Source organism: Bacillus sp. MC1252, from assembly GCF_056838025.1.
The window spans coordinates 2,766,029-2,781,904 of sequence record NZ_CM166369.1 but is presented as its reverse complement, the minus strand read 5'-3'; the positions used below and the strand labels follow the sequence as shown (position 1 = coordinate 2,781,904).

General features: G+C 41.9%; 21 protein-coding genes. 18 read left to right on the top strand and 3 right to left on the bottom strand.

The window, feature by feature from the left end:
* Nucleotide 1 precedes the first annotated feature (1 nt).
* Complete coding sequence (locus tag ACYH0L_RS14400; RefSeq protein ID WP_482354120.1) at nt 2-526, top strand: type 1 glutamine amidotransferase domain-containing protein; 525 nt, start codon at nt 2-4, stop codon at nt 524-526.
* A 78-nt stretch (nt 527-604) separates the two neighbouring features.
* Here ACYH0L_RS14400 and ACYH0L_RS14395 read toward each other — a convergent pair whose 3' ends face one another.
* Nucleotides 605-1,594, bottom strand: a complete 990-nt coding sequence (locus tag ACYH0L_RS14395) for a Gfo/Idh/MocA family protein (protein WP_099727131.1) — start codon at nt 1,592-1,594, stop codon at nt 605-607.
* A gap of 201 nt (nt 1,595-1,795) precedes the next feature.
* Here ACYH0L_RS14395 and ACYH0L_RS14390 point away from each other — a divergent pair, with 201 nt between their 5' ends.
* The 4 genes from ACYH0L_RS14390 (at nt 1,796) to ACYH0L_RS14375 (ending at nt 5,001) form a co-directional block, all read left to right on the top strand.
* Nucleotides 1,796-2,188 (top strand): DoxX family protein, encoded by a 393-nt coding sequence (locus ACYH0L_RS14390; RefSeq protein ID WP_256498970.1) that lies wholly within the window; start codon nt 1,796-1,798, stop codon nt 2,186-2,188.
* A gap of 64 nt (nt 2,189-2,252) precedes the next feature.
* Nucleotides 2,253-3,395: an AI-2E family transporter gene (locus ACYH0L_RS14385; RefSeq protein ID WP_099727134.1), complete on the top strand. Its 1,143-nt coding sequence runs from the start codon at nt 2,253-2,255 to the stop codon at nt 3,393-3,395.
* Nucleotides 3,396-3,522: 127 nt separating this feature from the next.
* Nucleotides 3,523-4,356: an undecaprenyl-diphosphate phosphatase gene (locus tag ACYH0L_RS14380; protein ID WP_099727153.1), complete on the top strand. Its 834-nt coding sequence runs from the start codon at nt 3,523-3,525 to the stop codon at nt 4,354-4,356.
* A gap of 171 nt (nt 4,357-4,527) precedes the next feature.
* On the top strand, nt 4,528-5,001 hold the full coding sequence (locus ACYH0L_RS14375) for a stress protein (RefSeq protein ID WP_099727135.1): 474 nt from the start codon (nt 4,528-4,530) through the stop codon (nt 4,999-5,001).
* Nucleotides 5,002-5,041: 40 nt separating this feature from the next.
* Here the strand turns inward: ACYH0L_RS14375 and bioB are convergent, their stop codons facing one another.
* Entirely contained in the window at nt 5,042-6,037 is a 996-nt protein-coding gene (gene bioB, locus ACYH0L_RS14370) for a biotin synthase BioB (protein WP_099727136.1), read from the bottom strand.
* A 357-nt stretch (nt 6,038-6,394) separates the two neighbouring features.
* A complete protein-coding gene (locus tag ACYH0L_RS14365) occupies nt 6,395-6,772 on the bottom strand; it encodes a helix-turn-helix domain-containing protein (protein ID WP_099727137.1) in 378 nt (125 codons plus the stop codon).
* 353 nt (nt 6,773-7,125) lie between these two features.
* Here ACYH0L_RS14365 and ACYH0L_RS14360 point away from each other — a divergent pair, with 353 nt between their 5' ends.
* The 13 genes from ACYH0L_RS14360 (at nt 7,126) to ACYH0L_RS14300 (ending at nt 15,872) form a co-directional block, all read left to right on the top strand.
* Nucleotides 7,126-7,278, top strand: coding sequence for a hypothetical protein (locus ACYH0L_RS14360; RefSeq protein WP_180275504.1), 153 nt, complete (start codon nt 7,126-7,128; stop codon nt 7,276-7,278).
* Nucleotides 7,253-7,447, top strand: a complete 195-nt coding sequence (locus ACYH0L_RS14355) for a hypothetical protein (RefSeq protein ID WP_230030832.1) — start codon at nt 7,253-7,255, stop codon at nt 7,445-7,447. The genes ACYH0L_RS14360 and ACYH0L_RS14355 overlap by 26 nt, the downstream gene beginning before the upstream one ends.
* Nucleotides 7,448-7,549: 102 nt before the next feature.
* Complete coding sequence (locus ACYH0L_RS14350; RefSeq protein ID WP_249705104.1) at nt 7,550-7,954, top strand: holliday junction resolvase; 405 nt, start codon at nt 7,550-7,552, stop codon at nt 7,952-7,954.
* On the top strand, nt 7,947-8,153 hold the full coding sequence (locus ACYH0L_RS14345; protein WP_034317304.1) for an XtrA/YqaO family protein: 207 nt from the start codon (nt 7,947-7,949) through the stop codon (nt 8,151-8,153). The genes ACYH0L_RS14350 and ACYH0L_RS14345 overlap by 8 nt, the downstream gene beginning before the upstream one ends.
* 125 nt (nt 8,154-8,278) lie before the next feature.
* Nucleotides 8,279-8,797: a sigma-70 family RNA polymerase sigma factor gene (locus tag ACYH0L_RS14340; RefSeq protein WP_230030834.1), complete on the top strand. Its 519-nt coding sequence runs from the start codon at nt 8,279-8,281 to the stop codon at nt 8,795-8,797.
* Nucleotides 8,798-9,150: 353 nt separating this feature from the next.
* Entirely contained in the window at nt 9,151-9,798 is a 648-nt protein-coding gene (gene terS / locus ACYH0L_RS14335; protein ID WP_327925382.1) for a phage terminase small subunit, read from the top strand.
* Nucleotides 9,795-11,105 carry a PBSX family phage terminase large subunit gene (locus ACYH0L_RS14330; protein WP_482354119.1) on the top strand — a complete coding sequence of 437 codons (1,311 nt, stop codon included), beginning with the start codon at nt 9,795-9,797 and terminating at the stop codon, nt 11,103-11,105. Before terS ends, ACYH0L_RS14330 begins: the two co-directional genes overlap by 4 nt.
* Nucleotides 11,102-12,559: a phage portal protein gene (locus ACYH0L_RS14325; RefSeq protein WP_482354118.1), complete on the top strand. Its 1,458-nt coding sequence runs from the start codon at nt 11,102-11,104 to the stop codon at nt 12,557-12,559. Before ACYH0L_RS14330 ends, ACYH0L_RS14325 begins: the two co-directional genes overlap by 4 nt.
* 37 nt (nt 12,560-12,596) lie before the next feature.
* Complete coding sequence (locus ACYH0L_RS14320; RefSeq protein WP_256498966.1) at nt 12,597-13,682, top strand: XkdF-like putative serine protease domain-containing protein; 1,086 nt, start codon at nt 12,597-12,599, stop codon at nt 13,680-13,682.
* 22 nt (nt 13,683-13,704) lie between these two features.
* On the top strand, nt 13,705-14,628 hold the full coding sequence (locus ACYH0L_RS14315) for a phage major capsid protein (RefSeq protein WP_099727144.1): 924 nt from the start codon (nt 13,705-13,707) through the stop codon (nt 14,626-14,628).
* A gap of 13 nt (nt 14,629-14,641) precedes the next feature.
* Nucleotides 14,642-15,025, top strand: a complete 384-nt coding sequence (gene yqbG, locus ACYH0L_RS14310) for a protein YqbG (protein WP_099727145.1) — start codon at nt 14,642-14,644, stop codon at nt 15,023-15,025.
* The gene (locus tag ACYH0L_RS14305; protein WP_256498965.1) at nt 15,022-15,378 is read left to right on the top strand and encodes a YqbH/XkdH family protein; all 357 of its coding nucleotides are present in this window, start codon (nt 15,022-15,024) and stop codon (nt 15,376-15,378) included. Before yqbG ends, ACYH0L_RS14305 begins: the two co-directional genes overlap by 4 nt.
* The gene (locus ACYH0L_RS14300; protein ID WP_256498964.1) at nt 15,375-15,872 is read left to right on the top strand and encodes an HK97 gp10 family phage protein; all 498 of its coding nucleotides are present in this window, start codon (nt 15,375-15,377) and stop codon (nt 15,870-15,872) included. Before ACYH0L_RS14305 ends, ACYH0L_RS14300 begins: the two co-directional genes overlap by 4 nt.
* Nucleotides 15,873-15,876 lie beyond the last annotated feature (4 nt).

The window sequence follows — 15,876 nt, the reverse complement described above, 5'->3', positions numbered from 1 at the left end:
TATGCGTTTATCAGATAAGAAGGTCATTGCGTTTGTGAGTGATGATTTTGAAGATTTAGAGCTATGGTATCCAGTTCTACGTTTAAGAGAGGAGGGCGCAACCGTCCATCTCGTAGGAGAAAAAGCAGATCATGAGTACATCGGCAAGTATGGAGTGCCTGCCGTATCCGATGCAGATTTTTATTCCATTCAAGCTGACGATTATGATGCTGTGCTCGTTCCAGGCGGATGGGCGCCTGATAAACTGCGCCGATATCCAGAAGTATTAGATATTGTCCGTACGTTTGATGCGAAAGGCAAACCAATCGGACAAATTTGCCATGCTGGCTGGGTGCTGATTTCAGCCGGAATCCTGCAAGGCAAAAAAGTGACAAGTACACCTGGTATTAAAGATGATATGACGAATGCTGGTGCGGACTGGTTTGATGAAGCAGTTGTCACAGATGGACATCTCGTTTCAAGCAGACGTCCACCGGATCTTCCGCCATATGTGAAAGCAATTGCGGATGTATTAGCGGCAAAATAATTGTCTTCACACTGAACGAAAAAACAAAGGGCGAAAATAAACATCATTGTCGCCCTTTGTTCATCATCTCATGCCCCATTAAGTGTGTCTGTCGGCAGGATACGTAATGCCCATTTGCCTTCTCGCTTCGTCCATGACGGATATGGTTTGAACAGATAAGGCAAATGCATTGACCGGAGACTGTCCCTTTCCTTGCTGAATACACTCAATAAAATGATCAATTTCATAATACATGGCTGGCTGATCATCTTTGAGAGAGATGTCGGTTTGATGTCCATGACGATCATGGATCGTGATACGAGAAGGACGGTGGAATTGATCAATGACCATTGTGGCATCTTCTCCTTGAATTTCAGCAGATAAATGGGACGTTGAGATTTTTGAATGAAAAAGAAGTGCTTGATGCCCGTCATACTGTAAAAGTAATGAGCCGCTCCCATCCACCCCAGAAGAAAGCTTATAGCCTCTCGCTGTGATTTGATTTGGCAGGCCAAATAAATAAATGGCTGGAAAGACGAGATACACACCGATATCCATTAAAGAGCCATTAGATAATTCCGGCTTAAAGGCGTTTGGAATCTCACCGTCTCGGTAGGCGTCGTATCTTGAGGAATATTTACAGTAATGGGCGACCACTTGCCGAATAGGACCTAGTTGATCCAGGTGCTGTTTGATTTGAAGAAAATTTGGTAGAAATGTTGTTTTCATTGCTTCCATTAAACAAACTTGATGTTTTTTCGCTGCGGCAATCATCTGTTCAGCTTCTTTTCGATGGGAGGCTAACGGCTTTTCGCATAAAACATGCTTTTGATGCTCCATCATCAACATGGCTTGCTCTTTGTGAAGGGCGTTTGGGCTTGCAATATATACAGCATCAAACGCATCACTTTCCGCCATTTTCTGTAAGCTGGTAAAGACCGTATCAATTCCGTACTTTTCTGCAAATGCCTGTCCTTTTTCAGCGGAACGTGAATAGACGGCTGTGCATGTAAAATCCGTAATTCCTTCACCAGCCTGTAAGAAGCGATCTGTAATCCAGTTCGTTCCGATGACAGCAAATCGAATCATGTCATTCCCTCCTTCTGCTTTTCTCTGATTATACATGCTTTGAAAGCGTTTGTATGAAAGAATATTCTTTTTATTGAAAAGCGGATGAAACCTTTATCTAGGCTGATGCGTCTTACATAAAGGATATAAATGTACGAAAAGTGGGTAGTTTCTTCCTTCATTCGGGTAATACTCAGAAAGAAGGGAGAGGAGGAAACGAACATGAAGCGCATCCTGCATATAGGAAGTACATACGTCTTTGCGCTTTTATTCATAGCAGCCGGTGTTTTTCATGTGATAGAGCCAGGCGGCTTTGCCCGCATGATGAATGGCTGGCCATTTCCCTATGTGATGGTCTATGCTACTGCTTGCTTGGAATGGCTGCTGGCAGTTCTACTGCTTCTGCCAAACGTCAGGATTGCGGCAGCAAAAGGGATTGCTGTCTATCTTGTACTCATTTTCCCAGCAAACCTATTTGCGGCGCGAGAGGGGATTCCATTTCCAGGTCAAGAGAGCACAGAACGAGCCATGCTATGGATGAGGCTCATTGGACAACCGATTCTGATTTTATGGGCAATGTCCATTGCAAGATTGGAAAAAAAGCTAAAACAATGATCACCATATCATGATCAAGTAGTGTACAATTTACTAAAAAATAGCCCGTGTTTGGAGGAACGATATGAATTCTATGCAAATGTGGAGCAGTCGATTTAGAAAATTCTTTCTTGATAACAAGTTTGTTCTCTTTTTACTCGTCCTGCTATTAATCGGATTGAATATCCTTGTTTTCATGAAAACATCTTTTATTTTCATACCGCTCATTGTACTCGTCAAAACCATTGCCTTACCGATTATTCTAACGGGGGTTGTGTATTATTTATTAAATCCGGTTGTCAACTTGTTAGAGAGATTTAGAATCAAGCGGATCTATTCGATTTTGCTTTTATATCTTGTCATTATTGGCGTTATGACAGTGACCATTGTGTCCATTATTCCTTTCTTACAAGCGCAAACCATGAGTTTGTTTCATAACCTTCCGAAATACGTCGATACGGTAGAAGATCAAATTAGACAATTAACAGGCAGCAACTTCATTAATCAAGTGCAAAATACGATGAACTTTAATGTGTCTGAATTAGCCAGTAAAGCGTCAACCCAAGCGACAAGTATTTTGGAAAGCACCTTCACCGGTGTAGGGACATTTTTGGGTGCGCTGACTGAAATCATTATCTCGATTGTCACAGTCCCATTCATTCTATTTTACCTATTAAAAGACGGCAAAAAATTGCCGGACTATTTCTTGAAATTTATTCCGAATAAGCTAAGAGATCATACACATATCGTGCTGCATGAAATGAATCATCGCCTTAGCTCATATATTCGCGGACAGATCATTGTCAGCTTCTGTATCGGTGTTCTTCTCTTAATTGGATACATGATTATCGGTTTAGACTACGCCTTACTGCTGGCCCTCATTGCCTCATGTACAAGTGTCGTTCCTTATCTGGGCCCAACGATTGCCATTACACCAGCGATTGTGATTGCCCTTGTCACGTCACCAATTATGCTGTTAAAATTGATCATTGTTTGGACGGTTGTCCAGCTGATTGAAGGGAAATTCATTTCTCCGCAGGTCATGGGGAAAAACCTTCATATCCATCCGGTTACCATCATTTTTGTTCTTTTAACAGCTGGTAAATTGTTCAGCGTGATCGGCATCATTGTCGCTATTCCGACGTACGCCGTTCTGAAAGTCATCACGACCCACTTATTTGATTGGTTCAAAATGCGATCCAATTTGTATAAAGAAGAAAAGGTTTGATGTCATAATCTTTTTTTGAAAAAAATATAGTATCATAAAGACGAGCTTTCGAAACAGAAAGCTTATCTTTATGTGGACATAGATGGTTTGCCTGTTCAAAAGATCAGAATTGAAAGGAAAGAAAATCATGAATTTATGGGATTTATTCGTGGCACTGGTTTTAGGAATTGTCGAGGGGTTAACAGAGTATGCACCTGTCTCATCTACAGGGCACATGATCATTGTCGATGATCTTTGGTTAAAATCGAAGGAAATTATTACGCCAGAGGCAGCAAACACATTTAAAGTCGTGATCCAGTTAGGCTCTATTCTAGCTGTAATGATCGTGTTCAAAGATCGTATTTTGAACTTGTTAGGCTTAAAGAAAAATATCACAGAAGAACAAAAGCGCAGTGGACATAAGCTGACCATTGCTCAAATTGCTGTTGGACTCGTCCCAGCCGTCATTTTAGGATTCTTATTTGAAGATTATATTGATAAATATTTGTTTGACGTCAGAACGGTCGCTGTCGGTTTGATTTTAGGGGCGGTGCTGATGCTTATCGCTGACTGGATCAATAAACGTAAAACAGAAACAAGCTCTGTGGACAACATGACGTACAAACAGGCACTTTATATCGGGCTGTTTCAATGTTTGGCATTATGGCCTGGCTTCTCGCGTTCAGGTTCTACCATCGCAGGCGGCGTTATTCTTGGTCTGAACCACCGAGCTGCAGCTGACTTTACGTTTATCATGGCGATGCCGATTATGGCGGGAGCAAGTTTCTTAACACTCGTGAAAAATGCCGAATATTTAACAACAGATATGCTTCCATTTTTTATTGTCGGCTTTGTGAGTGCGTTTATTGTAGCTCTCTTTGTTGTTCGATTCTTCCTAAAACTGATCAATAAAATCAAACTGGTGCCTTTTGCGATATACCGAATTATCCTAGGTCTGATTTTATTTATCCTGTTTATGTAATGATGTAAACTACTCTTTTAAAAAGAGTAGTTTTTTGTTGTTTCGCCCCTTTTAAACAGTAAAATCACCCTCTTAATTGGTAGAAAATGAACTTTTTTCAAAAATTAGTGTTTAAGAGACAAGTGAAGGGGTAGTACATGAACATACCAATTAAAGGAGGAGTTAGAAATAATGAGAAAAACAAGCAAATTTTTTGTCGGTTCTGTGATCGCTACTTCAATGGTTGCTGTCCCTCTATCTCTTACGACTTTTGGTCAAACGGCTGAAGCTGCTACAACAACAGGTGTTGATGGAAGTGTATCCATTGATCCAGTAGCCATTGCCGATAAAATTGAAGAAGCAGTGAAAACATCTCAAAATCGGGATGGTTTTGTAAAAAATGCGGCTTATAGTGCATTCTATGAAGCAGGTCAAAACTATAATGTGGTTGTCCAAAACTTAAGCCAAGACCATGACTTTAGCGGTCTGAACAATGTTGTCTATTATGATAGTGTTGAATATGACGGTATTACGTTTGGTATTTGGGTATTTGAAGATGGTACGTTTGTCAACAATGGTGACGGCGGATATATTAACTGGACCTTTGTTGGCAGCTTTGACCGTGAAGAAGGCAGCGGTACTGTCGATTTCCATAAAAGATTCTAATTCATCGTCAAAAGTCTGCCGAGCCATCGGCAGACTTTTTTTATAATGCACATTCTTCGATCTCAAAACCTAAATCCTCAATGATGTGATGATCCGTTTGTACTTGCTGGCCCTTTGTTGTTAAATAATCGCCTACAAAGATGGAATTCGCCGCATAAAGTGCTAGCGGCTGGAGTGTCCGTAAATTAAACTCTCTACCTCCTGATACTCGAATTTCCTTTGTTGGATTGATGAATCTCATCAGCGCCAAAACCTTCAACGCTTTTATCGGGTGTGTCCGTTCTTGATGTTCAAGTGGAGTTCCTTCGATTGCGTGAAGAAAGTTGACAGGGATTGAATCCGCATCAAGTGCTCTTAGCGCAAAAGCCATTTCAACAATTTGCTGATTCGTTTCACCCATCCCAATAATGACACCTGAGCAAGGTGACATACCAGACTGTTTGACCCGCTCAATGGTCGACACGCGGTCATCATATGTATGAGTCGTCGTAATTTGAGTATGATGATCATGATGTGTATTAATATTATGATTATATCGATGGACACCAGCTTCCTTCAGCCGCTTCGCTTTGTCTTCATTTAATAACCCAAGACAGGCACACACCTTCAAAGGCATCGTCTCAGTAATCTCCTTAACTGCCGCAGTCACTTCATCTAATTCCCGGTGCGAGGGTGCTCTCCCGCTTGCCACAATACAATATGTACCTGCTTTTCTTTTTAGTGCCTCGCGTGCACCGTCCACAATAGTCTTTTGATCAAGCATTGTATATCTTTCAACTGGTGCTTTTGAAATCATAGACTGTGAACAATATCCGCAGTTCTCAGGACAATATCCGCTTTTGGCGTTAAAAATCATATTCAACTTCACCTTTTTTTGAAAAAAATGAAAACGCACTTGATAGGCTGCATGCATAATAGGTAACAATTCTCCATCGTCCGCTTCAAGAATGTCTAGACCCTCCTGCATCGTGATCGGTTCATTTTTCATCGCTTTCTCCGCTATCGCTTCCCAAGATAAAGACATTTGCTTTCCCATAAATAGCCCCTCTCAATATGTTAACTTATTTTTATTAAAAGTTAACATAATGGATAGACAATGGCAAGTACTGGATGAATGACGCAAGTGAATCCAAATCAAAAATATCAAAAGGCGATGAATATGAAGTCATCGCCTTTTGGTATGTAAAGATTGATCTTAACGAACAGTAATATAGTTGATACAAGCTCACCCTGTGAATTATAGTGAAAAACAGTTACAGACCCGCGTTGAAGACGAGATAATCAAAAAACACATGATTTTTTATTCATATGTCATTCTCTTTTTTATGGAAAAAGAGGCATAAAAAAAGCTGGGCACATACCCAGCAATGCAATGCTTTATGAAAAGAGATCATCAATCGTCGTCTGGCTGTTTTGGCTGACGGCCTTTTTGTTTCTCTTTCTCTCTAATGTAGTTAATAAAGTCGATGGTTTGTCTTCGTGCTTCTTCGGAAAAATCGGAGGCAGCTTTAAACGCAATTTGCAAATCAGGATCGTCTGCAAGATCGTAATCAGTTCCGCTTTTGTCTTTACCTGTGAGGAGATAATCTGTTGAGACTCCGTATAGCTCGGCGATTTTCACAATCATTTCACCGTCGGGTTTTCTCAATCCATATTCCCAGTTTGCATAGGTAGACATCGCCTTCAATCCGAGTTTTTTAGCAACGGTTGACTTACTCCATCCATGCTTCTCTCTTAATTCAGTTAAAATCTTTCCAGTCAAATTATCCATTGGAAACACCTTTTTTCATATTATGTGTAAATTTTATCATGAATTACACGGAAAAGATAAATAAATACACAAAAAGAATAAAAATGTGATTGACTTACTCGTTTCGTGTATATTATCATAATGAATATAACTTACACATATTGAGTAAGAGGTGGGAAGATGAAACTTGGCTATAAGTAGACGTGCGGCTATGTGAATATAGAATTGGGCAGAACGAAGACCAGCATAGAAAGAGCAAAGCATATTGCAGATCTGTTAAATACCGGTGTACAGGAGCTTTTTTTGATCAAAAATTACACGAAAAGAGTAACTTTTAGAAGGGGACTGTGTTTAGGAAAGGGGAGACGAACAGAATGAATATTGAACATCCGATGGTGACGCAGATGAATGACTTTGGATACCCAAAAAGTTACTGGTCATATGAGATGAAACGATGTGGTTATCAAGCAGAGGCAGAGGAAAGTCAGGAGGGACATGACGATGATCAGACATCAGTTGACGTTTAATGCTCGAAAAGAAGCACAGCTTTGTTTAGTACAAGCTGGCGGCTGGATCGCCTTTCATCATAAGGAACCGATGTTTGTTTTCGCCACGGCAGAAGAGAAGCAGACATACTTGACCCTTATGGCAGCCAAAGCCGCTGATGCAAATAAGGAGGGGATCAGAGCGACATGAATCGATTGAAGCAAATCATGACATTCATGAAATGCTTGCTCAAAGCGAGTCAAAACGAACAAGACATCAGGCAGTGGGCAAAGGATGACGGGAGATCGTAACATGGTCATCCATTTCATCATTGAGACAGAGCATTTATTAACAAAACAGACGTTCATGAAAAGAATTCAAGCAGCGGCAAAAGCGCAATGCCCGCAAAAAATAAAAGGCGCACTATCACTGGAGATACGTTTATTTGACAACATGCCGCTCGACATAGCTGACTGCCAAAACAAGCGTGTATATGCTGAAAAAGGCTTGATACGTCCGGTGCACGTCAGTATCTTTCAGCCAAGTCTACAGCATATTCAAGAAGCACTTCGCTCCATCGCTGACGAAGTCCCTCTACAGATTGTGGATTTAAGAGTTTCTCAGTTTTATAGTATGCGCCCAAGAGTTGAAATCATTTTAAATACTGTAGATGACGGCATGAGGTCATCACCAAAAAGGAGACAAGCATATGAATGAGCCAAAACAACTATTGATTCAAGAAAATCAGACATTTGTTGGTGAAATGGAGAAAGGAAAGATTCAAGTCATTGTGTTAGATGGAAATGTAGGAACGGCCTATATGATGGATGTACCTGAGCATGGAAAAACCATTATTCAAACGGCAAAAGGGCATTTTGCAAGAGTGGATCACGAGATTGGTTTTAAAATCAGCTAGCCTGATGAACAATTCACAACATCATAAGTCCAAGACGGAAAGCCTGCGGACACTGATCAAGACCCTACTTAAAGGGGCTGATTGGTGTCCGTTTTTTATTTTCTTAAAAAAGGGAGAGAGCACATATGCAAGATTTACTGATCGAATATAAAAGAGCATTAAAGGATGCCAGAAAACGATATGAACGATTTAGAGAAAAAGAAGACCAGCAGCTGTCAGATCAAGACAAGCATGATCAAAAAATGATCGCCAGTATGGTAAGCGATCTAGAATACGTTGTGGACTGGCTTCAAATCGGCAGAGAGCCAGGTGCGCGCAGGGGATTAGACAGACGTTCTGTTTATCAGCGCACTATTCTTGCAAATTCAGAAGTATTAGAGGCCTTATCACATGAATATACCCTCATTCAAGAGAAAGAAAGAGAGGTAAGTGAGCGGGACAAAAAACGAATTGACGAAGCTTTGTCTGTTTTAACAGATCGAGAGAAGGACGTATTCTTTATGCACACAACGCAGGGACTATCGTTTAGCGAGATTGCGATCATGCTAGATGTCAAGAAAGGAACTGTACAAAAACATATGGAAAGAGCTCGGACCAAAATGTCCAAAAAAGTGCAAGAACGCCTATTCAAAGCTGCTGAATAGGCATTTTTTCTTTAGAAAATCAATCAATCAGAGCTTGTCTTACAGTTGCCACCTATAGTTAGAAAGACCAAACGGATGTTTGCTAGACCTACACAAATGATTCCTTTTTAGGGAATCATTCCAGATTGTTGACAAAGGGCTAAAATGATCTTTATTTTAGCCCTTTGTCTTCTTTTCAGCGTGATAGAAAACCTTTGAAGTCTAGGAAGGACGAGCACCGGAGCGGAGCGAATTTGACATTCGTGGGCACCGGAGCGCAGACCTGACAACGAATGCGAGGGTTTGTCTACACGCTGAAATGATTCCTTTTTAGGGAATCATTCGAACTAAAAGGAGGCGGCAGGTGAATGTAGATGAAAGATAAACGGATGCAAGCAAAGAAAGATTATATGAAAGGGATGACGTACCAGCAGATATCTGATCATTACAACGTCTCCATCCATACCGTCAAATCATGGAAAAGACGATACGGCTGGCAAAGACAACAAACATCAGCAAAGCAGGCGCACTCGATCTTCAATCAATTTCTTTCGGAGGAAACGATTGAAATCATGGAGAAAATGGGTGGACGCACATCACTTGATATCATCTGGGACCAAATTCAAATTCAATACTCAGCCATTATTCGCGCGCAGCGAATCATGTATGTCGCAGATCAAAAGGACATGATCAAAGAGCTGAAAAAGGCAACATACATGCCCTCTTCATTAGAGGAAGAAACAGTAGAAGGCATTCAGCCAGAACCAAAAATCACAGCAGAAGAATATTCGTTTCAATTTTCATGGGATCGGCATGCCACTTTTTTAAATGCCCAATCTCGTGCAATGGGGGAGCTGAGACGTCTCATTAAACAGTTTGAAGAGCTCGCTCACGCGAAGGATGAAAGAAGATTAAGGCTGAAGCAAATCGAACTGACGATCGAAAAAGCAAAAAAAGCAGTGCGTGAAGAAAAAGAGGAAGATCTTCACATCATGATCAAGCGAAAAGAGGACGATTCATGACGTTGATTGAAAAAGAAGTCAATCCTCACTTTGAACACTTTCTTTTCGATTGGAAGCAAAAGTTTCAATTTTTAGTAGGCGGCTATGGCTCATCCAAAAGCTATCACATTGCTTTGAAACTGATCTTAAAACTCCTTGAAGAAAAGCGGACAGCACTTGTCATTCGAGAGGTGTATGATACGCACCGAGAGTCGACATTTTCTCTATTACAAGAAATCGTCAGCGATCTTGGCATCGATCATGTGGTGAAGTGCCGCAGTTCGCCGCTGGCACTAACGTTTCGAAACGGCAGCAGCATCTTATTTAAAGGGCTGGACAAGCCTGAGAAGTTGAAGTCGATCAACAATATCTCGATCATTTGGATTGAGGAGTGCTCAGAGGTTTCTTATGAAGGCTTTAAAGAGCTGCTTGGAAGGCTGAGGCACCCGGCTTTACCTCTTTATATGATGTTATCGACCAATCCCGTTGGTCAGGATAATTGGACGTACAGACATTTCTTTCGAGATGAACAGCTGAAGCGATTTGTTCTTGATGACGAGACATTATACAAAAAGCGCACTGTCGTTATCAAGGATACGTACTATCACCACTCGACGGCAGAAGATAACCTGTTTTTGCCTAAAAGCTATGTGAAGCAGCTGGATGAGCTGAAAGAATACGATCCGGACCTTTATCGAATTGCGAGGAAGGGATTTTTCGGGATCAATGGCACAAAGGTTTTTCCTCAATTTGAGGTAAGAAGCCATTCTGACGTAGTAGAAGCGATTCAGCAGATTGAAAGACCGCTGAAACGAGCAGGGATGGATTTTGGTTTTGTTGAATCGTACAATGCGTTAATTCGGTTAGCCGTCGATCATGAAAAAAAGTACTTATATATTTATTGGGAATATTACGACCGCGGGAAAACAGATGATGAAACAGCCGTTGATCTGAAAGAGTTTGTAGAATCAAAGGAACTCATCAAAGCAGACGCAGCAGAGCCTAAAACCATTCACTATTTTCGGCAGCGTGGATTTCAAATGGTGGCAGGGCATAAGTTCCAGGGCTCACGTTTGCAGTATACAAAAAAGATCAAACGGTTTAAGAAAATCATTTGCTCTGATGCTTGTCCGTACACAATCTATGAACTTCAATCACTGACCTATAAGGCAGATAAGGACGGACGCCTCGAGGAAGATGAATTTCAGATCGATCCGCACACATTATCAGCCATCTGGTATGCGCTGGATGATTATGAAGTGACGGATTTGAAACAGACCGCCTCGGAGCGTGTCCGTCCAAACAGAGAGAGGAGGTCCATACAATGAAACAAATGAAAGCAACGATTATGAAGGCAAACATGTCTGATCACACAAAGCAAATGTATGAAGATGAATTTTCCTATGAAAAAGATGACATTGTACCCCCGCCCTACAATATCAATGAATTAAAAAGCATGGCAGAGTACTCGACCATTCTTCAGCAATGTATTGATGCCTATAAAACAAACATTTTAGGCTTTGGTTTTGGTGTGGAATACGCCTTTGACTTTAATGCAGAAGGTGTGAAACCGGCAAAAAAGAAGACCGCAGAGAAGGAATGGACAAGACTTGAAGAGTTTACAAGATACATGAACTATGATGAGTCTGCCGATGTGATTCTTGGCTATGTCCTCGAAGACCGAGAGAAAACGGGCAATGGTTTTTTAGAGGTGCTGCGAAATGGACAAGGAAAGCCGGCAGGAATCGAGTATTTAGATGCACTCCATATCCGCATTTGCAAGCTGAGTGAGCCAGTCGACGTCGAATTCCGATACACAGAAAACGGCGAGTTGAAGACGATGAATCGAAAGAAACGATTCCGAAAATATGTGCAGGTGATCAATGAAAAGAAAGTCTTTTTTAAGGAGTATGGTGATCCGCGCATTTTAAATTGTGAAACAGGCAAATACGATGACACCACGCCAGAGCCGCTTCAAGCAACAGAAGTGATCCATTTTAAAATCGGCAGTGGAACGTATGGGATTCCCCGCTGGATTGGCAACATTGTGAATATGTACGGAGCGCGCAAAGCAGAAGAACTGAACTATCTTTATTTTAAGCAAGGACGGCATGTACCTGGTGCCATTATTGTCGAAAATGGAATGCTGTCAGAATCGTCCTATCAGCAGCTTCAGGATTATATGGACGATATTGAAGGATCTGATCATGCCCATAAATTTTTATTGCTTGAAGTAGAAGGTCTTCCGACGGAAAAAGGGTTAACAGGTGAAGAAGATGTATCAAATGTCAAAGTGAACTTTAAATCCTTAGCAGAGATCCTGCAAGAGGATGCGCTCTTTTTAGAATACGACGAAAAAACTAGGAACAAAATACGTTCCGCTTTTCGCCTGCCGCCTATTTACACAGGCGAGTCTCAAGACTATAACAAAGCCACAGCAGATACTGCGCGTAAAACAACAGAGGAGCAAGTATTTCAGCCTGAGCGGCATCTCATTACAGGGAAACTTAATACCCTTTTCCTGCCGGACCTTGATATATGGCATGTCCGCTTTCTATTAAATGGACCTGATTTTAGAGATCCATTAGAGATCGCCAAGGTTCTTACGCCATTTATTCAAGCTGGGGCAGTGTCACCAAACGATTTGCGAGATCTGGCGGGACGCATTCTTGGGAAAACGTTAGAGGAATGGCCAGAGGAGTTCTATCACCGGCCCTTAGAAAGCCGCATCAAATCAGCTGAAGAACAGCCTCAATCAGAGCCGAACCAGCTGGAGGAATAAACAGAAGGACGTGAGCTTTTTGAAAGGGGGTGAACATATGCCAAGAGAATTAAAAAACGCAAAAATTACACATGTTTCCTACGTGGACAGGGCAGCAAACCAAAAGAAATTCTTTTTAATGAAAGCAAAGAAGAGGCAGCCTGACTTTCAAAAGGAAATCAGTGTCCTCACAAAGGCAGAAGATGCTCATCGCCTCGTGTATGGTGTCGTGTATGAACCGAATACACTGGATGCACACCAAGACTTTATGTCAGCCAAGGAAATTGAAAGAGCGGCACACGGTTTTATGAAGGATGCCCGTCATATTGACAAACAGCATGATTTTCAAGATGGTGTTGGCGAAGTCGTTGAATCATACATTGCCCCGGCGGATTTTGAAGTAGGCGGGGAATTGATTCAAAAAGGATCTTGGGTGCTTGTGACAAAGGCTTCACAAGATATTTGGGATCAAATTCAGCAGGGCCACATTACAGGCTACTCAATGGCTGGGACGGCGGATATCGTGGCAATAGAAGAACAAGATCAGCTCCTATCTCAAGGCACGAATGAGAGAGGGCTTTTTTCTTTGCTGAAAAATTTCTTTTTGAAAGAGGAAGGTGCAAACATGTCACAACAATTTTGGAGCGTTTTAGACCATCTGCTGGAAACCTTACAGTCGAGTGATGGTGATGAGTCTAGCGTAAGAGCTGCGCTTGAACAATTGATACCAATGGTGCAGGATGTTTTGAAGACAGATGATGTGCTTCAAACGATTGGCGAAAGGCCAGCATCCGTTCAAAAGCAAGATGCCGGATTGACGGCGGATCAGGTGAACGAGCTGGAAAAAGCAAAAATGGCAATCGAAAACGTCTTACAGCAAGCGGAAAAACCAGAGACAGGTCAAGAAGAAGAACCGGTCCAAAAGGTGCTGGAGCAAGTGGTTGCGCCGATTCGTCATCAGCTCTCTTCATTAGAGAAATCAGCCAGCAGAGAAAAAGCAGCCATTCACCAAGTGCTTCAGCAGCAGCTTTTGCCTATTTCAGAGCGGATTCACATGCTTGAAAAAGCGCGGGGCATTTCAAAACAAACAATCCACGATACACAAAACGACAGGACAAAGCCCATATGGGATGGCTTACTATAAGCCTAAATAAGGAGGAAACAGTGTGAGAAATCAAGAGTTGATTCGCAAGGCTGAAATGACACTTGCCAGCTTAAAAACCGGCGGTCTCATGAACGCAACCCAATCCAACACATTCATTAGAATGATGCAAAACACACCAACCGTTTTAAATGATGCACGCATCATTCCGATGGAAAGTGATTCACAAAAAATCGAAAAAATCGGCTTCGGCCAGCGTATTTTGCGCCCAGCAGAAGAAGGAAAAGCGCTTGATGCAAAAGACCGTGTTGTCCCAGCGACAAGCACTGTCCAGCTAAATGCGAAAGAGGTCATTGCAGAAATTCACATGACCTACGACAGCATTGAAAACAATATTGAAAAAGACGGGATTCAGCAGACCGTTATGCAAATGCTGGCAGAACGAGCGGCGGTAGATATTGAAGAGCTGATCGTCAATGGTGATACAACATCATCAGATCCGTTTTTAGCTCAAATGGATGGCGTACGAAAACAAGCAGTATCTCATATTGTAGATGCAAATGGAGCAGAAATTAGCCGTCAAATGTTCAAACAAGCCTATAAAGCGATGCCATCAAAATATTTACGTGTTCCTCAGGATTTCCGTTTCTACACATCTCCAAGTCTAGAGGTCGAGTGGAAGGATCAAGTAGCAAACCGTCAGACCGGCTTAGGAGATGCGGCAATTCAAGGCGGACTTTCCTCTGCGTTTGGTGTCCCGGTCAAAGGTCTTGCCAATATGCAGCCATATGACGAAGCAGGAACAGACGTATCAGATATTTTACTGACACACCCTAAAAACATTATCGTAGGTTTTTCTCGCAATATTCGTATTGAAGTAGAAAAAGATATTCGCAGCCGTAAGTTTATTATTGTCCTGACAGCGAAGCTAGACAGCAAATTTGAGGAAGAGGATGCTGTAGCAAAAGTGATGAAAGTGAAAGAGTAGGTGACGGCAGGCCATGATTATTTCTGCTGAGGAAGTACAAGCCTATTCTGTATTTGATCGTGTGAAAAATCGATCTGTAGAGAGACTGACAGCAGATATTATCGAAGCAGAAGCTGCAGTATTTCAGATCGTAGGTCACGATTTCACAAACGAAAAATATCAGCCCCTCCCTGAAAAAGCAAGGATCGCATTATTAAAAATGGCCCAATACTTTGCCATGCTGAATGATGATGAATCTATGATGAAAGGCTTTACGTCAGAAAAAATGGGCGATTATTCATATGCGAAGGCAGCTGAACAAGTCAAAGGCAGGCCCTATGTATATGCCCTGCTTGTTGATTACATTGAACCATCGCTCACTGGCGGCAGTGCCAAATTAAAGGTGAGATCATTATGAGTTATCAATCTTTATTAACGGATCGCTGTGATCTTTTTCACCTTGAACACGAGGAGGCTGTCCGCGGGAAATTCGGGATTCCACCTGGAGATTTGCAAATAACACTCACTTATCCTGATGCGCCAAGCTTGAGAAATCTCTCTTGCTATGTCATAGAAAAAAACCAGTCACTCGTGCAGGAAGAACCGAATACAGTGATTTATCAGTCCTATCTTGTCCATTTTCCTTTAGCAAGTGATATTCGCTTGCATGACAAAATAGTATGGAACGGGGTTTCACTCAAATTACAGCAGCCCAAAATAGTGAAAAATCATCACATTGAAGTGTTGGCAGTCAGGAAGGAACATCTATGAAAATTGATGGACTTGACCGGCTGCTTTCACAGCTGAAGACGGCGTGTGATGGCGGCTTAAAGGCGGAGTATCAAGAATGGTTACAGGAGAAGGGCTTGCAGCTTTTAGACATCATTCAGGATGAATTAATCAAGGAGAATGCTGTCGATACAGGCCGGCTTCTAAGCTCCTTTAGGCAAGGTGACAAGGAGAATCATTTCCTCATCTCACGAGACGGTCTCACGCTTGAAGTGGGGACGCAGCTAGATTATGCCTCATACGTCAATGACGGACATGCCACTTCTTCAAATGGAGAGCGAAGATGGGTCCCTGGCAGGTGGGCTGGTGGCCGCTTTGAATATGATCCGAATGCAAGTACAGGAATGATGCTTGCATCTCAATGGATGAATGGAAATGGCTACTGGGACCATGCTGTCATGCTCTATGAGCAAATGTTTGAACATTCGCTAGATCGGAAGCTTCAAAGCTGGATCGATCGACATTTTGGGAGGTGATTGA

Bases quoted from the DNA above. Each gene is read 5' to 3' on its own strand.
- ACYH0L_RS14400 (WP_482354120.1), top strand. From the start codon at position 2: ATGCGTTTATCAGATAAGAAGGTCATTGCGTTTGTGAGTGATGATTTT.
- ACYH0L_RS14395 (WP_099727131.1), bottom strand. From the start codon at position 1,594: ATGATTCGATTTGCTGTCATCGGAACGAACTGGATTACAGATCGCTTC.
- ACYH0L_RS14390 (WP_256498970.1), top strand. From the start codon at position 1,796: ATGAAGCGCATCCTGCATATAGGAAGTACATACGTCTTTGCGCTTTTA.
- ACYH0L_RS14385 (WP_099727134.1), top strand. From the start codon at position 2,253: ATGAATTCTATGCAAATGTGGAGCAGTCGATTTAGAAAATTCTTTCTT.
- ACYH0L_RS14380 (WP_099727153.1), top strand. From the start codon at position 3,523: ATGAATTTATGGGATTTATTCGTGGCACTGGTTTTAGGAATTGTCGAG.
- ACYH0L_RS14375 (WP_099727135.1), top strand. From the start codon at position 4,528: ATGAGAAAAACAAGCAAATTTTTTGTCGGTTCTGTGATCGCTACTTCA.
- bioB (WP_099727136.1), bottom strand. From the start codon at position 6,037: ATGGGAAAGCAAATGTCTTTATCTTGGGAAGCGATAGCGGAGAAAGCG.
- ACYH0L_RS14365 (WP_099727137.1), bottom strand. From the start codon at position 6,772: ATGGATAATTTGACTGGAAAGATTTTAACTGAATTAAGAGAGAAGCAT.
- ACYH0L_RS14360 (WP_180275504.1), top strand. From the start codon at position 7,126: ATGAATATTGAACATCCGATGGTGACGCAGATGAATGACTTTGGATAC.
- ACYH0L_RS14355 (WP_230030832.1), top strand. From the start codon at position 7,253: ATGATCAGACATCAGTTGACGTTTAATGCTCGAAAAGAAGCACAGCTT.
- ACYH0L_RS14350 (WP_249705104.1), top strand. From the start codon at position 7,550: ATGGTCATCCATTTCATCATTGAGACAGAGCATTTATTAACAAAACAG.
- ACYH0L_RS14345 (WP_034317304.1), top strand. From the start codon at position 7,947: ATGAATGAGCCAAAACAACTATTGATTCAAGAAAATCAGACATTTGTT.
- ACYH0L_RS14340 (WP_230030834.1), top strand. From the start codon at position 8,279: ATGCAAGATTTACTGATCGAATATAAAAGAGCATTAAAGGATGCCAGA.
- terS (WP_327925382.1), top strand. From the start codon at position 9,151: ATGAAAGATAAACGGATGCAAGCAAAGAAAGATTATATGAAAGGGATG.
- ACYH0L_RS14330 (WP_482354119.1), top strand. From the start codon at position 9,795: ATGACGTTGATTGAAAAAGAAGTCAATCCTCACTTTGAACACTTTCTT.
- ACYH0L_RS14325 (WP_482354118.1), top strand. From the start codon at position 11,102: ATGAAACAAATGAAAGCAACGATTATGAAGGCAAACATGTCTGATCAC.
- ACYH0L_RS14320 (WP_256498966.1), top strand. From the start codon at position 12,597: ATGCCAAGAGAATTAAAAAACGCAAAAATTACACATGTTTCCTACGTG.
- yqbG (WP_099727145.1), top strand. From the start codon at position 14,642: ATGATTATTTCTGCTGAGGAAGTACAAGCCTATTCTGTATTTGATCGT.
- ACYH0L_RS14305 (WP_256498965.1), top strand. From the start codon at position 15,022: ATGAGTTATCAATCTTTATTAACGGATCGCTGTGATCTTTTTCACCTT.
- ACYH0L_RS14300 (WP_256498964.1), top strand. From the start codon at position 15,375: ATGAAAATTGATGGACTTGACCGGCTGCTTTCACAGCTGAAGACGGCG.